We start from the raw sequence: 13,284 nt of genomic DNA on the forward strand, positions 1-13,284 counted from the left end.
GCATGGGAACCCTGCCGAGGCGACAGCGGGTGGCGGCTTACGCCGTCATCCTCCGCGAGCGCGGCGGTGCGGTCGAGATCCTGCTGAGCCGCCTGGCGCCCCGGGTCTCCCGCTCCGAGCTGTGGACGCTGCCGGGTGGCGGGGTCGACCACGGCGAGGACCCGCGCGACGCCCTGATCCGCGAGGTGCAGGAGGAGACCGGGCTGGACGCGACCGTCGGCGACCGGGCGCGGGTCTACAGCGCCCACATGCCCCGCTCGCCCCGCGACGGGCAGCTCGTCGACGCGCACGCGATCCGTCTGGTCTACGAGGGCTGGGTGCCGCCGGAGTCGCCGGCGCCGCGGGTGGTCGAGGTCGACGGCTCCACGATCGAGGCCGCGTGGAAGACCCTCGACGAGGTCGCCTCGGGCGTCGTGCCGGTGTCGTCGGTGGTGACCGAGGCCCTCGTCGACCACCAGCCGTTCCGCCTGCAGCGCGTCGCGGCGTACGCCGTCGTCACCCGGCACCGTGGGGGCGAGCAGGTGCTGCTGACCCGGCTCTCCGGGAGCGCCGCGCACCCCGGGCGGTGGACGCTGCCCGGTGGGGGCGTGGACCACGGCGAGCACCCGTCGGTCGCGCTCGCGCGCGAGGTCGAGGAGGAGTGCGGGCTGGCGTGCGAGGTCGGCGCCCTGCTCGGCGTGCACGACACCCACTTCGCCGGCACCGCGCCGTCCGGCCGGATCGAGGACTACCACGGCGTGCACCTCCTCTACCGCGCGAGCGTCGCCGACGGCGAGCCCCGGGTGGTCGAGGTCGACGGCACCACCGACGCCGTCGCGTGGGTGCCGACGGCCGACGTCGCGTCCGGGCAGGTCGACGTGCTCGACGTGGTCACCTACGCGTTGGGAGCAGATCGTGACTGAGACCGTCTTCACCTACGCCGCCCCCGGGCTGAAGTTCGGGCGCGGAGCCAGCGACGAGATCGGGTGGGACGTCCAGCAGCTGTGTCGTGACGTACCCGGCGAGGCGGCACGACGGGTGCTGCTCGTCACCGACCCCGGGGTCGCCGCCACCGGCCACCCGGACCGCATCGCCGACGGCATGCGGTCCCGCGGCCTGGAGGTGGTCCTCTACGCCGAGGCCCACGTCGAGCCGACCGACGCCTCCTTGGAGGCGGCCGTCGCCGCGGCCCGGGGGAGCGGACCCTTCCACGCCGTGGTCGCGGTCGGCGGCGGCTCGTCCATCGACACCGCCAAGGCGGTCGACCTGATGCTGACCAACCCCGGCGGGCTGATGGACTACGTCAACGCGCCCGTCGGCCGGGGCCGGGCGCCCGAGCACCCCCTCCTGCCGCTCGTCGCGGTGCCCACGACCACCGGCACGGGTGCGGAGTCGACCACCATCTGCGTCCTCGACGTCCTGGCGCTGGCGGTGAAGACCGGCATCTCCCACGCCCGGCTCCGGCCCACCCTCGCCGTCGTGGACCCCGACCTCACCATGACGCAGCCCGCGATGGTCACCGCCTCGGCGGGCATGGACATCCTCTGCCACGCGCTCGAGAGCTGGACGGCTCGGTGGTACGCCGACTTCGACGCCAAGCGGCCCGAGCAGCGGGTCCCCTACTGCGGCGCCAACCCGATCGCCGACATGTGGGCGGAGAAGTCGCTGTCCCTCCTCGCCGGCTCGTTCCGGCGTGCCGTCCGCGACGGGTCCGACGGTGAGGCCCGCGAGCAGATGGCCCTCGCCGCGACCTTCGCCGGGCTGGGGTTCGGCAACGCCGGCGTCCACGTGCCCCACGCCTGTGCCTACCCCATCGCCGGACGGGTCCGCGACTACCGTCCTGCGGGCTACCCGGCGGACGAGCCGATCATCCCGCACGGGATGGCTGTCGTGATGACGGCGCCGGCCGCCTTCGCGCTGCTCCACGACGCCGCGCCCGAGCGGCACCGCCGGGCCGCCGAGCTCCTCGGCGGCACGGGTCAGCCGCTCCCGGACGTGCTCCGGGGGCTGATGCGCGACGTCGGGCTGCCGAGCGGCCTGGCCGAGCTCGGCTACGGCGCCGGCGACGTCGATGCCCTGGTCGAGGGCGCGCTCCAGCAGCAGCGGCTGCTGGCCACCGCGCCCGTCGAGGTCACGGCCGAGGACCTGGCTGCCGTGTTCCGGGAGTCGCTCGAGCACTGGTGACCGGGGCCTGCCGCCCGGCGGCGCGACGGAGTAGGTGGCCGACCGACCGCCGCCTACGATGAGGTCATGAACCCCCGCCACCGCCGACTCGTGATCCCGGTGGCACTGGGGGCGCTGATCCTCATCGTCGTCATCGCCGCCGTCCTGTGAGCACGGGTCCGGAGGCGGGGCTCGCCACCCTCCGCTCGGCGGTCCTCGACGCCGACGGCCTCGTGCGCGCGCTGGCGACCGGTCGACGCAAGGGCCGGCCGGTGCCGGTCGTGGACGGACGTGAGGTGCGTCGTGTGGAGGTCCGGGTCGTGGACCTGAAGGCCGGGCGCCACCTGCAGGTGACGTCGTACGACGCCACGCAGGCGCACACCACCAACCACCTCGTCGGTGAGGCGGCCGAGGCCGCGGTGGACGCGTTGCTGGCGGAGCCGTTCGCCAACTGGCACGTCGACACCGCCACCGAGACCCACCAGCTGCGGGTGACCAAGAAGGGCGTGCCGCTGCTGCACACCTCGACGCGGGACGAGGAGGTCGCGCCCTCGCGCGGCCACGACCGGCCCAAGGACCGGCTGCTCCCCGAGGACCACCCGGTGCTCAGGGCGCTCGGGATCAGCGACGCCCAGGGGCGGGTGAAGCCGACGCGGCAGGCGAAGTACCGGCAGGTGGAGGAGTTCGTCCGCCTGCTCGACGCCAGCCTCACCGAGGCGATCGCTCAGGGCCGGGTGCGCACCCCCACGGCCGACGACCCGCTGCGCGTGGTCGACCTCGGCTGCGGCAACGCCTACCTCACCTTCGCCGCCCACGCCTTCCTCACCGACCGGCTGCCGGTCCGCATGACCGGGGTCGACGTCAAGCAGCAGTCGGCCGACCACAACTCGCGCGTCGCCGCCGACCTGGGCATCGACGCGGACTTCGTCGTCGGCTCGATCGCCGACGCGCAGCTCGCGCAGGCCCCCGACGTCGTGCTCGCCCTGCACGCCTGCGACACCGCGACCGACGACGCGCTCGGGCGGGCACTCGAGTGGGAGGCACCCCTGGTCCTCGCGGCGCCGTGCTGCCACCACGACATCGCCGCCCAGCTGCGCACCTCGGCGGTCCCCGAGCCCTACGCGATGCTCACCCGCCACGGCATCCTGCGCGAGCGCTTCGCCGACACGCTCACCGACGCGCTGCGGGCCGCCCTCCTGCGCCGCGAGGGCTACCGCGTCGACGTCGTGGAGTTCGTCGAGAGCGCCCACACGCCACGCAACACGCTGCTGCGAGCGGTGCGCACCGGTGCCGACGGGTCCGAGTCGGCCGGCGAGTACGACGACCTGCTCGCAGCCTGGGGCGTCCGGCCCCGGCTCGGCGAGCTGCTCGACCATGGCTGATCCCCGCCGGGCCGCCGTCGGAGCACTCGTGCTCGTGCCCTTCCTGCTGGGCGCCGCAGCCGGTGCGCCCGGCGCCGCCGACCACCCGGTGTTCCGCTTCGCCGACCCCGAGATCGTGGAGTCGAGCGGGCTCGTCGTGCTGCCCGGCCACGGGCGCGACGCCGGCCTGGTCGTGACCACCAACGACTCCGGCGACTCCGGTCGCGTCTTCACCGTCGACCCCGCGACCGGGGAGACGGTCGGGGTCACGTCGTGGGCCGCGGACCCCGAGGACGTGGAGGCCCTCGCGCCCGCAGGTCCCGGCCACGTCTGGGTCGCCGACATCGGCGACAACCGGCACGTGCGCGACTCGGTCGAGGTGCTGCGTGTCCCCGTCGGACGCGGCGACCGCCAGGTCACGCCCGAGGTCCGCGAGCTCGTCTACCCTGACGGCTCCCACGACGCGGAGGCGCTGGTCACCCACCCCGTGACGGGCCGGCTCCACGTCATCACCAAGGGCGTCTTCGCCGGCACCGTGTACGCCGCTCCGCAGCGCCTGCGCGCCGACCGGCCCAACCTCCTCACCGAGGTCGGGGACGCCCCGGGCCTCGTCACCGACGCCACGTTCCTGCCCGGCGGGGGAGGGGTGGTCGTGCGCACCTACACGAAGGCCCACCTGTCGGCGTTCCCGTCGTGGCAGGGCGTCGCGTCGTGGGAGCTGCCCGACCAGGACCAGGGCGAAGGAGTCGCCCTTGCCGGCGACGGTCTGCTCGTCAGCACCGAGGGAGCCCGGTCGCAGGTCCTCCGGGTGGCCCTGCCGGCGTCGGCGGGCGCGACCGACCTGCGCTCGCCGGCGTGGACGAGCCTGCGCTGGCTCGCGACGGCGTACGCCCTGCCCCTGCCCGCTGGTTGAGGAGGTCGCGCAGCGACCGTCTCGAAACCCTCAGGCCAGCGCCGCGTCGAGCGCGGCCTGGACGTGCAGCGTCGTGCAGGGGAAGACCGGCAGCTCGACGTCGGCCTGCTTGACCAGCAGCTCGAGCTCGGTGCACCCGAGCAGCACGCCGCCCGCGCCGGCGTCCCACAGCTCCTCGATGATCGACACGACCCGGCTGCGCGTGCGGGGCAGCACGACACCGTGCACGAGCTCCTCGTAGATCGCGTCGTTGAGGAAGTCGTGGTGCGAGGCGTCGGGCACCACCACGGAGAGTCCGCGGTCCTCGAGCCGGTCGACGAAGAACGACTCCGACATGGCGACCTTCGTGCCGATCAGCCCGACGGTCTCGACGCCCGCGGCCCGGACCGCCTCGGCCACGACGTCGCCGAGGTGGAGCAGCGGGATGCCGACGGCCTCCTCGACCTGGTCGGCGACCTTGTGGAACGTCGTGGTGCACAGCAGCAGGAAGTCGGCGCCGGCCCGCTCGACCCCGCGCGCGGCGTCGGCGAGGAGCAGCCCGACCTGGTCCCAGCGCTCGTCGTCCTCGAGGTGGGTCACCTCCGCGAAGTCGACGGTGGTGAGGGCGAGCTTCGGTGAGGACAGCCCGCCGAGCCGCTCCCGCATCCCGAGGTTGAGGTCGCGGTAGTAGACCGCGCTGCTCTCCCAGCTCATGCCGCCGACGAGTCCGATGGTCTTCACGCGCGGCAGTCTTCCACGACTCAGGACCGGTGCACCTTGTGTGCCGCAGCCTGGGCACGCGGCTTGATGACGAGCTCGTCGATGTCGACGTGGGAGGGCCGGGTGGCCACCCACGCGATGGCGTCGGCGACGTCCTCGGCCAGCAGCGGCTGGTCGACGCCGGCGTAGACCGCGTCGGCGCGCTCCTGGTCGCCGCCGAAGCGCACGAGCGAGAACTCGTCGGTCCGCACCATGCCGGGGGCGACCTCGCTGATCCGCACCGGCTCGCCGTTGAGCTCGAGCCGCAGCGTCTCGGTGACCACCTTCACGCCGTGCTTGGCCGCGGTGTAGCCCGCGCCGCCCTCGTAGGCCCAACGCCCGGCGGTCGACCCGACGTTGACGATCACCGCGTCGCCGCTGGCCCGGAGCGCGGGCAGGAGCGCCTTGGTCACCCGGACCAGCCCGAGCACGTTGACGTCGTACATCCAGCGCCAGGCGTCGACGTCGGCCCCGTCCACCCGGTCGACGCCGACGGCGCCGCCGGCGTTGTTGACCAGGACGTGGCACGTCGGCACCGCCGCGGCGAGGGCGTCGACCGAGGCCTGGTCGGTGATGTCGCAGGTGATCGCCTCGCCGCCGATCTCGGCCGCGAGCTCCTCGATGCGGTCGCTGCGGCGGGCCGCGCAGACCACGCGGAAGCCCTCCGCGGCCAGGGCGCGGGCGGTCGCCGCGCCGATCCCGCTGGAGGCGCCGGTCACGACGGCGGTGCGGGCCCGGGTGCTGTCATCGCTCATGCGGCCATCCTGCCAAGATGTGCCAGTGATCATCGCGGCGGCCGACGGTTCGGCACTCGGCAACCCCGGCCCGGCCGGTTGGGCGTGGTACGTCGACGACGACTGCTGGGCGTCCGGCGGCTGGCCGCGCGGCACCAACAACATGGGGGAGCTGATGGCGGTCCTCGACCTCCTCCAGCAGACCGCCCACGTCGACGACGAGCTGCACGTCTTCTGCGACAGCAAGTACGTCATCGACTCCGTCACCAAGTGGATGCCGGGCTGGAAGCGCAAGGGCTGGAAGAAGAGCGACGGCAAGCCCGTGCTCAACGTCGAGCTGATGAAGGCGCTCGACGCCGCCATGGACGGCCGGCGCGACCGGGTCCGCTTCGAGTGGGTCAAGGGCCACGCGGGCCACGAGCTCAACGAGGCGGCGGACCGGCGCGCCAACGCCGCCGCGTCGGCGTACCAGCGCGGGGTCGAGCCCGATGCCGGGCCGGGCTTCGCCGGCAGCAGCGTCGCCCACCCCGCCGCCGAGGTCGGCCAGGTCGAGGAGGAGCCCGACCTGTTCAGCGACCTCGCCGATCGGTCGGGCCTGGCGGCGCCGACCGACGAGGAGCACGTCGTCGCCCTCGAGCGCGCGCTGCTCACCGACGAGGTGCGCGGCGACCGGGCGGCCGTGGCCGCCCTGCTCCACCCCGCCTGGCAGGAGGTCGGACGCTCGGGTCGGCTGTGGACCCGCGACGACGTGCTCGCCGAGATCGGTCCGATCGAACCGGTCGGCCTCGACGTGGTGTCCGTGGAGCGGGTCGACCGCGACACGATCCTGCTCCTCTGGCGGGCGCTGGCCGACGACCGGTCCACGCTTCGGAGCAGCCTGTGGGTGCGCGCCGGCGGGCACTGGCAGCAGCGCTACCACCAGGGCACCGACGAGCCCTGATCCCACGACCTGGGGCCGCCCTGGGGCCGCCCCGGGACCGCCCGTAGGGGTGAGTCGTGGCACACTCGTGCGATGCCTCCTGCGAAGCTCGCCGCGTCGCTCGCTCTCCTGGGCGGCGTGCTGTGGATCCTGCACGCGCTGCTCGGTGGCGGTGACGGCCCCCTCGCCGACACCCTCCACCTCCTCGGTCTGGCATGCGTGCTCGTCGCGTCGGCCGTCTTCGGCACCACGCTGGTCAAGGGCGACGCCGTGGCCGTGCGGGCCGTCGTCGCCGTGGCCTCGGGCCTGTTGGCGCTGTCGGTGATCGAGGCGTTCCGACCTGCCGACGCCTCGTGGTACGACGGCTTCTGGGGCGTCGTGGCGGCGGCCCTCGGCGGCCTCGCGCTGGTGCGCGGTCGCAGCCGCTCGACCGGCCGCCGCACCGCGGCCGGCGCCCACGCCCGTTGAGGCGCTGACCCGGCCCGGGAATCCCGGGACACCTCCCGTGGTTGTGCCTGAGGTGCCCTGACCAGGGCGCGCAGTCGAGGTCTCGAGGAGGCAACGTGGGCGAGCGGGTCGCGATGATCAGCCTGCACACCTCACCGCTGGACCAGCCCGGGACGGGCGACGCCGGCGGGATGAACGTCTACGTGATCGAGCTCTCCCGGCGTCTGGCCGAGCAGGGCATCGCGGTCGACGTCTTCACGCGGGCGACCTCCTCCACGCTGCCGCAGGTCGTGGAGGCGGCGGACGGCGTGCTCGTCCGGCACGTGGCCGCGGGGCCGTTCGAGGGGCTCGCCAAGGTCGAGCTGCCCGGGCAGCTGTGCACGTTCGCCCGGGAGGTGCTGCGCACCGAGGCGATGCAGCCGCTCGGCCACTACGACGCGGTCCACTCCCACTACTGGCTCTCCGGCCAGGTCGGCGCGCTGGCCCGCGATCGCTGGAACGTGCCCCTCGTCCACTCGATGCACACGATGGCGAAGGTCAAGAACGAGGCGCTCGCCGACGGCGACAGCCCCGAACCCGTCTCCCGCGTGATCGGCGAGGAGCAGGTGGTCGAGGCGGCCGACCTGCTCGTCGCCAACACCGACACCGAGGCCCGCCAGCTGGTCGACCTCTACGGCGCCCGACCCGACAGCGTCGAGGTGATCCATCCCGGGGTCGACCTCACGGTCTTCGCCCCTCGCGGGCGCGCAGAGGCCCGGCGCCAGCTCGGGTTGTCCGAGGACGCGGCCGTGCTCCTGTTCGCCGGTCGTATCCAGCCCCTCAAGGCCCCCGACGTGCTGCTGCGGGCGGTGGCGGTGCTGCTCGAGCAGGACCCGTCGCTGCGCCACCGGCTCGTCGTCCCCGTCGTGGGCGGACCGTCGGGCTCCGGGCTCGAGCACCCCACCGCCCTCGCCGACCTGGCGGCCGACCTCGGGATCGGCGACGTCGTCCGGTTCGTCCCGCCGGTCAGCCAGGCCGAGCTCGCCGTGTGGACCTCCGCCGCCACCGCGGTGGCGGTGCCGTCCTACAACGAGTCGTTCGGCCTCGTCGCCGTCGAGGCGCAGGCCACCGGCACCCCGGTGGTCGCCGCCGCGGTCGGCGGGCTCACCACGGTGGTCCGTGACGGCGTGAGCGGGCTCCTCGTCGACACCCACGAGCCCCGCGACTGGGCCGCGAGCCTGCGCCGCCTGATCGACGACCCGGTGCTGGTGGCGCGGCTCGGGCGAGGCGCGGTCGCCCACGCGCAGGACTTCTCCTGGGAGCGCACTGCGGAGCGCACCCTGGCGGCCTACGAGCGGGCCGGCGGGCGCATGAGTGCTGAGATGGCCTCATGAGCGCCACTTCGCCATCCGCCACTGCGACGTCCGTCGACGTCGTCCGCGACTACCTGGTCGCCAACCAGATCGAGCACGACGAGACGACCCGCGAGGGCGTCGAGGGCGCGAGCTTCTCTCTCACGCTCCCGGGGGAGAAGAAGCTGCAGACGCCCGTGCGCCTCGACGTCGGCGCCCACGCGCTCGGCGTGCACGCCTTCGTGTGCCGCAACCCGGACGAGAACCACGCGCGCGTGCACCGCTGGCTGCTCGAGCGCAACCTCAGGATGTACGCCGTCTCCTTCGCCGTGGACCGGCACGGGGACATCTACCTCGAGGCGCGGCTGCCGCTGGCCTCGATCGACCCCGACGAGCTCGACCGGATCCTCGGCTCCGTGCTCGCCAACGCCGACGAGTCGTTCAACGCCATCCTCGAGCTCGGCTTCGCCTCCTCGATCCGCAAGGAGTGGGAGTGGCGGATCTCCCGCGGGGAGTCGACGCGCAACCTCGAGGCGTTCCGCGGCTGGCTCGAGGCCTAGGTCGTGTCCCTCAAGTCCATGGCCTGCTGCGCGCCGTCATGAACGCACGCTGGCTGCGTTGTCGTCAGTCGCCATGGCTCCGCCATGTCTCCCTCCTCCGCCTTGCCATCGCACGCCCCTGACGCCGCTCGCGACGGCCGAGACTTGAGAGACACGACCTAGCGTCCGGCCCTTGGCCTCCGGCGCGTCATCAGCACGCCGACGATGGCCAGCGCGCCGCCGACGAAGCTCAGCGTCGGCGGGACCTCGTTGATGGTCAGCCAGGCCACCAGCGTGGCGATCCCGGGCACGAGGAACGTCGTGAGCGACAGGGCGCCGGCGTCGGTGTGGGTCAGCGCGTAGGCCCAGGTGGTGAACGCGACGGCGGTCGGCAGGACACCCAGGTAGACGATCCACCACAGCTCGGCGCCACCGTCGGCGACGATGCCGGGCAGGTCGCCGGAGAAGGGCAGGCAGATGAGCGCGCCCGTCAGGAACGACACGAAGACGACCTGCACGGACGGTAGGCGGCGCAGCAGCACCTTCTGGGTCAGCACCCCGACGGCGTACATCACGGCGGCGACCAGCACGAGGCCCACGCCGAGGAGGCTGGCGTCCGCGTCGGTCGAGGAGCCGCGGGCGATCACCGCGACGCCGGCGAACCCAACGACCATGCCGCCGACCAGCCACGCGTGCAGGCGCTCGCCGAAGAGCGGGACGGCGAGCAGGGCGACGATGACCGGGCCGATCTGGATGATCATCGCGGCGGTGCCGGCGTCGACGTGGCGCTCACCGGCGTTGAGGGCCAGGTTGTAGACGCCGAACCAGCCGACGCCGCCGGCCGCCAGCAGCGTCCACTCGCGGCGGGTGGGGCGCACCCAGCCGTGGCGCAGCACGAGCGGCAGCACGACGAGGGCCGCGACGAGCAGGCGACCCGAGCCGAGCGCGCCGGGGCTGACGTCGTGCGCCACGTGCCGGATGACGACGAACGCCGAGGCCCACATGACGAGCGTGACGGCGCCTGCAGCAACCGGCAGCCAGGGGGCCGGGGCGGTGGCGGTGGGCTGCGTCCCGGCGGTCTCGGTCGTGGTCGTCACGGGTCAAGGCTAGGTACGGTCATGACCGGCCGCCAGCGCATTTCGGACGCCGTACGACGACATCCCGCCGCTGGGCCCGGGCCGCTGGTCGAGGAGGGACGAAGTCCCGTCACGAGACCCGTCACGAGGTCGGAGATCTCGACACGTCCCTCGCTGCCTCGTTCCTCGGCAGCGGGACTGCTCGATCCGCCTGGGCCACGCGCTGCACTCGTTCCTCGTGCATCGCTGCCCAGCCCGGCGCGCTGGACCTCTTCCCTTCGGTCAGAGGTCGAGCTTGTAGCCCAGTCCGCGGACGGTCACGAGGTACTTCGGCTCGCCCGGGTCGGGCTCGAGCTTGGCGCGCAGCCGCTTGACGTGCACGTCGAGCGTCTTGGTGTCGCCGACGTAGTCCGAGCCCCAGACGCGGTCGATGAGCTGCCCGCGGGTGAGCACCCGCCCGGGGTTGCGCAGGAACATCTCGAGCAGCTCGAACTCCTTGAGCGGCAGCCGCTGCTCCGTGCCGTCGACCGTGACGACGTGGCGCTCGACGTCCATCCGCACCGGACCGGCCTCGAGCGTGTCGGGCATCAGCTCGGGCTCGTGGCCGCGACGCAGCACGGCACGGATGCGGGCCACCAGCTCGCGCGGGGAGTAGGGCTTGGTGACGTAGTCGTCGGCGCCGAGCTCGAGGCCCACCACCTTGTCGACCTCGTCGTCCTTGGCGCTGACCATGATCACCGGGACCGAGGAGGTCTGGCGGATCTGCCGGCAGACCTCGGTGCCGGGGATCCCCGGGAGCATGAGGTCGAGCAGCACGATGTCGGGGCCGAAGCGGTCGAACTCGGTGAGGGCGGTGTTGCCGTCGGCGGCGATCGCCACCTCGTAGCCCTCCTTGCGGAGCATGTAGGCGAGGGCGTCGCTGTAGCTCTCTTCGTCCTCGACGACGAGTACGCGGGTCATGTCTTGGTCTCCTGCTGGGTCGTGCGCGAGGCGGGATCGGGATCGAGGTCGGGGTCCAGGTGCCGCGGGGCGACGACCTCGACCGGGGTGGTGGTGCGACCGGAGGCCTGGCCGGGCTCCGAGTGGTGGGGGAGGGTGAGCGTGAAGGTCGAGCCCTGGCCCTGCACCGACCACACCGCGATGTCGCCGCCGTGGGTGGCGGCCACGTGCTTGACGATCGAGAGGCCGAGGCCGGTGCCGCCCGTCGAGCGGTGGCGCGCCGGGTCCACGCGGTAGAACCGCTCGAAGATGCGGTCGATGTCCTCGGCCGGGATGCCGATGCCCTGGTCGACCACCGAGATCTGCACCTGGGTCCCCACGGAGCGGGTCGTGACGACGACGCGCGAGCCCTCGTTGGAGTAGGCGACGGCGTTGGCGACGAGGTTGCTGATGGCCGCGCCGATCTGCTCCTGCGAACCGAAGACCTCCAGGCCGGGCTCGCCGCGGGACTCCACCGTGATCTGCTTGGCGGCCGCCTCCATGGCGCTCGTGTCGACGGCGGTCGCGACCGCGGCGTCGAGGTCGACCATGACGGGCGTCTCCAGCGGGTCGTGGCCCTGCAGCCGCGACAGCTCGATGATCTGCTGGACCAGCTTGGAGAGTCGGTCGCTCTCGGTGAGCATCCGGCCGGCGAAGCGCTGGACGGCCTCGGGGTCGTCGGAGGCGTCGGTGACGGCCTCGGCGAGCAGCCGGATCGCGCCGACCGGGGTCTTGAGCTCGTGGCTCACGTTGGCCACGAAGTCGCGGCGCACCGCCTCGACTCGACGCTCGCGGGTGCGGTCCTCGACGAGGGCCAGCACCAGCCGGGCACCGAGCGGGGCAACGCGGGCCGTGAGCGTGCGGGTGAACCCGCCGTCGGGTGCGGGCATGTCGAGGTCGCTCTCGCGGATCTGTCCGTCGCGGCGGACCTGCGCGATCAGGTCGAGCAGCTCCGGCACCACGACGGTGTCGCCGCGCACCAGCCCGAAGGCGTACGCCGGCGCCGACGCCTTGCGGACGTGGTCGGACTCGTCCACGACGACGGCGCTGGAGCGCAGGATGCTCAGGACGGCCGCGACGCCGGCCTGGACGACGGGCTCCTCCGCCTCGGGGAGCGTGTGGCGCTGCCGGTCGCTGATGTGCCACGCGAGCACCGCGCCGCCGGCGACGATGGCTCCGACGAGTGCGGCCAGGGCAGCCTGCGTCGTCGGATCCACGTTCTCATCGTACGCATCGCGAGCGTGCGCCCTGACCGGATGGACACGGGGCACGGAGTGTTCACCCCTCGTTCATCGAGCACGCACATCTGTTCGCTTCGGCTGCCTACAGTGCCCGACATGCGTGAGGCTTTCCATGACCAGCTCGACGGCATCTTCGCCGACCTGTCCGAGATCTGCGGACAGGTCGAGATCGCCGTACGCGAGGCCACCAAGGCGTTGATGACCGGCGACGTGCACACCGCCGAGCAGGTGATCGGCAACGACAAGGCGATCGACGCGGCCCGCGAGCGGGTCGACGACACCGCGTTCGCGCTGCTGTCGCTCCAGCAGCCCGTCGCCGGCGACCTGCGTGTCATCGTCTCGGCGCTGCGGATGGTCAGCGAGCTCGAGCGGATGGGCGACCTGTCGGTCCACGTCGCCAAGATCGCCCGCCTGCGGGTGCCGTCCGTCGCGGTCCCCGACGAGCTGCGGCCGACGATGGAGAAGATGGCCGCGACCGCCGAGGACATGGTCCGTCGGGTGCGTAGCATCATCATCGACCGTGACGTCGAGGCGGCCATCGAGCTCGGTCGCGACGACGAGGTGATGGACCAGCTTCGCCGCAAGAGCTTCACCGAGCTGCTGTCCAACGACTGGCAGCACGGCGTCGAGGCCGCCGTCGACATCGCCCTCCTCGGGCGCTACTACGAGCGCATCGCCGACCACGCCGTCTCGGTCGCCAACCGCGTCGTCTTCGTCGTCACCGGCGACATGCCCCCGCGCGACTGACGTACGCCCCTCTCGCCCGCCGAGCGGTGAGTGACGCAGGTTCCGGACGCCGAAAAGCTGCGTCACTCACCGCGATACGGAACGTGGCCGGATTTCGACGCGCCCGTCGCGGCTTCGT

General features: G+C 73.1%; 14 protein-coding genes. 9 read left to right on the forward strand and 5 right to left on the reverse strand.

All coding sequences use genetic code 11. The features are described 5' to 3' along the window. The first annotated feature begins 2 nt into the window (after positions 1-2). From ACNKF0_RS03365 to ACNKF0_RS03380, 4 genes are all read left to right on the forward strand, one after another. Positions 3-902: an NUDIX domain-containing protein gene (locus tag ACNKF0_RS03365; RefSeq protein WP_416955746.1), complete on the forward strand. Its 900-nt coding sequence runs from the start codon at positions 3-5 to the stop codon at positions 900-902. Continuing rightward, positions 895-2,163, forward strand: coding sequence for a hydroxyacid-oxoacid transhydrogenase (locus ACNKF0_RS03370; protein ID WP_416955748.1), 1,269 nt, complete (start codon positions 895-897; stop codon positions 2,161-2,163). The genes ACNKF0_RS03365 and ACNKF0_RS03370 overlap by 8 nt, the downstream gene beginning before the upstream one ends. 146 nt (positions 2,164-2,309) lie before the next feature. Beyond that, the gene (locus ACNKF0_RS03375; protein ID WP_416955750.1) at positions 2,310-3,524 is read left to right on the forward strand and encodes a class I SAM-dependent methyltransferase; all 1,215 of its coding nucleotides are present in this window, start codon (positions 2,310-2,312) and stop codon (positions 3,522-3,524) included. Next, positions 3,517-4,416, forward strand: a complete 900-nt coding sequence (locus ACNKF0_RS03380; RefSeq protein ID WP_416955752.1) for a hypothetical protein — start codon at positions 3,517-3,519, stop codon at positions 4,414-4,416. Before ACNKF0_RS03375 ends, ACNKF0_RS03380 begins: the two co-directional genes overlap by 8 nt. Positions 4,417-4,446: 30 nt before the next feature. On the opposite strand, the gene ACNKF0_RS03385 is transcribed toward ACNKF0_RS03380, so the two are convergent. Both ACNKF0_RS03385 and ACNKF0_RS03390 read right to left on the reverse strand, forming a co-directional pair. Further along, a complete protein-coding gene (locus ACNKF0_RS03385; RefSeq protein ID WP_416955754.1) occupies positions 4,447-5,136 on the reverse strand; it encodes an aspartate/glutamate racemase family protein in 690 nt (229 codons plus the stop codon). A 20-nt stretch (positions 5,137-5,156) separates the two neighbouring features. Beyond that, on the reverse strand, positions 5,157-5,909 hold the full coding sequence (locus ACNKF0_RS03390; RefSeq protein WP_416955756.1) for an SDR family NAD(P)-dependent oxidoreductase: 753 nt from the start codon (positions 5,907-5,909) through the stop codon (positions 5,157-5,159). A gap of 25 nt (positions 5,910-5,934) precedes the next feature. Between ACNKF0_RS03390 and ACNKF0_RS03395 the strand changes: the two genes are divergently transcribed. The 4 genes from ACNKF0_RS03395 (at position 5,935) to ACNKF0_RS03410 (ending at position 9,145) form a co-directional block, all read left to right on the forward strand. After that, positions 5,935-6,828, forward strand: a complete 894-nt coding sequence (locus ACNKF0_RS03395; RefSeq protein ID WP_416955758.1) for an RNase H family protein — start codon at positions 5,935-5,937, stop codon at positions 6,826-6,828. 72 nt (positions 6,829-6,900) lie between these two features. Then, the gene (locus tag ACNKF0_RS03400; protein ID WP_416955760.1) at positions 6,901-7,275 is read left to right on the forward strand and encodes a hypothetical protein; all 375 of its coding nucleotides are present in this window, start codon (positions 6,901-6,903) and stop codon (positions 7,273-7,275) included. 95 nt (positions 7,276-7,370) lie between these two features. Then, complete coding sequence (gene mshA, locus ACNKF0_RS03405; RefSeq protein WP_416955762.1) at positions 7,371-8,627, forward strand: D-inositol-3-phosphate glycosyltransferase; 1,257 nt, start codon at positions 7,371-7,373, stop codon at positions 8,625-8,627. Then, complete coding sequence (locus tag ACNKF0_RS03410; RefSeq protein ID WP_416955764.1) at positions 8,624-9,145, forward strand: YbjN domain-containing protein; 522 nt, start codon at positions 8,624-8,626, stop codon at positions 9,143-9,145. The genes mshA and ACNKF0_RS03410 overlap by 4 nt, the downstream gene beginning before the upstream one ends. Positions 9,146-9,303: 158 nt before the next feature. On the opposite strand, the gene ACNKF0_RS03415 is transcribed toward ACNKF0_RS03410, so the two are convergent. The 3 genes from ACNKF0_RS03415 to ACNKF0_RS03425 all read right to left on the reverse strand — a co-directional run bounded on the left by ACNKF0_RS03415 (position 9,304) and on the right by ACNKF0_RS03425 (position 12,395). After that, on the reverse strand, positions 9,304-10,221 hold the full coding sequence (locus tag ACNKF0_RS03415; protein ID WP_416955766.1) for a DMT family transporter: 918 nt from the start codon (positions 10,219-10,221) through the stop codon (positions 9,304-9,306). Positions 10,222-10,482: 261 nt separating this feature from the next. Beyond that, positions 10,483-11,160, reverse strand: a complete 678-nt coding sequence (locus ACNKF0_RS03420) for a response regulator transcription factor (protein WP_254180847.1) — start codon at positions 11,158-11,160, stop codon at positions 10,483-10,485. Continuing rightward, on the reverse strand, positions 11,157-12,395 hold the full coding sequence (locus ACNKF0_RS03425) for a sensor histidine kinase (protein ID WP_416955768.1): 1,239 nt from the start codon (positions 12,393-12,395) through the stop codon (positions 11,157-11,159). Before ACNKF0_RS03425 ends, ACNKF0_RS03420 begins: the two co-directional genes overlap by 4 nt. 120 nt (positions 12,396-12,515) lie before the next feature. On the opposite strand from ACNKF0_RS03425, the gene phoU reads away from it, so the two are divergent. Continuing rightward, positions 12,516-13,166 carry a phosphate signaling complex protein PhoU gene (phoU, locus tag ACNKF0_RS03430; RefSeq protein WP_416955770.1) on the forward strand — a complete coding sequence of 217 codons (651 nt, stop codon included), beginning with the start codon at positions 12,516-12,518 and terminating at the stop codon, positions 13,164-13,166. The last annotated feature ends 118 nt before the right edge of the window (positions 13,167-13,284 follow it).

The organism is Nocardioides sp. T5, assembly GCF_048161455.1.
GTDB lineage: Bacteria > Actinomycetota > Actinomycetes > Propionibacteriales > Nocardioidaceae > Nocardioides.

Coding starts and splice junctions, on each gene's coding strand:
- ACNKF0_RS03380 (WP_416955752.1), top strand. CDS start 3,517: ATGGCTGATCCCCGCCGGGCCGCCGTCGGAGCACTCGTGCTCGTGCCC.
- ACNKF0_RS03400 (WP_416955760.1), top strand. CDS start 6,901: ATGCCTCCTGCGAAGCTCGCCGCGTCGCTCGCTCTCCTGGGCGGCGTG.
- ACNKF0_RS03420 (WP_254180847.1), bottom strand. CDS start 11,160: ATGACCCGCGTACTCGTCGTCGAGGACGAAGAGAGCTACAGCGACGCC.
- ACNKF0_RS03365 (WP_416955746.1), top strand. CDS start 3: ATGGGAACCCTGCCGAGGCGACAGCGGGTGGCGGCTTACGCCGTCATC.
- ACNKF0_RS03410 (WP_416955764.1), top strand. CDS start 8,624: ATGAGCGCCACTTCGCCATCCGCCACTGCGACGTCCGTCGACGTCGTC.
- ACNKF0_RS03390 (WP_416955756.1), bottom strand. CDS start 5,909: ATGAGCGATGACAGCACCCGGGCCCGCACCGCCGTCGTGACCGGCGCC.
- phoU (WP_416955770.1), top strand. CDS start 12,516: ATGCGTGAGGCTTTCCATGACCAGCTCGACGGCATCTTCGCCGACCTG.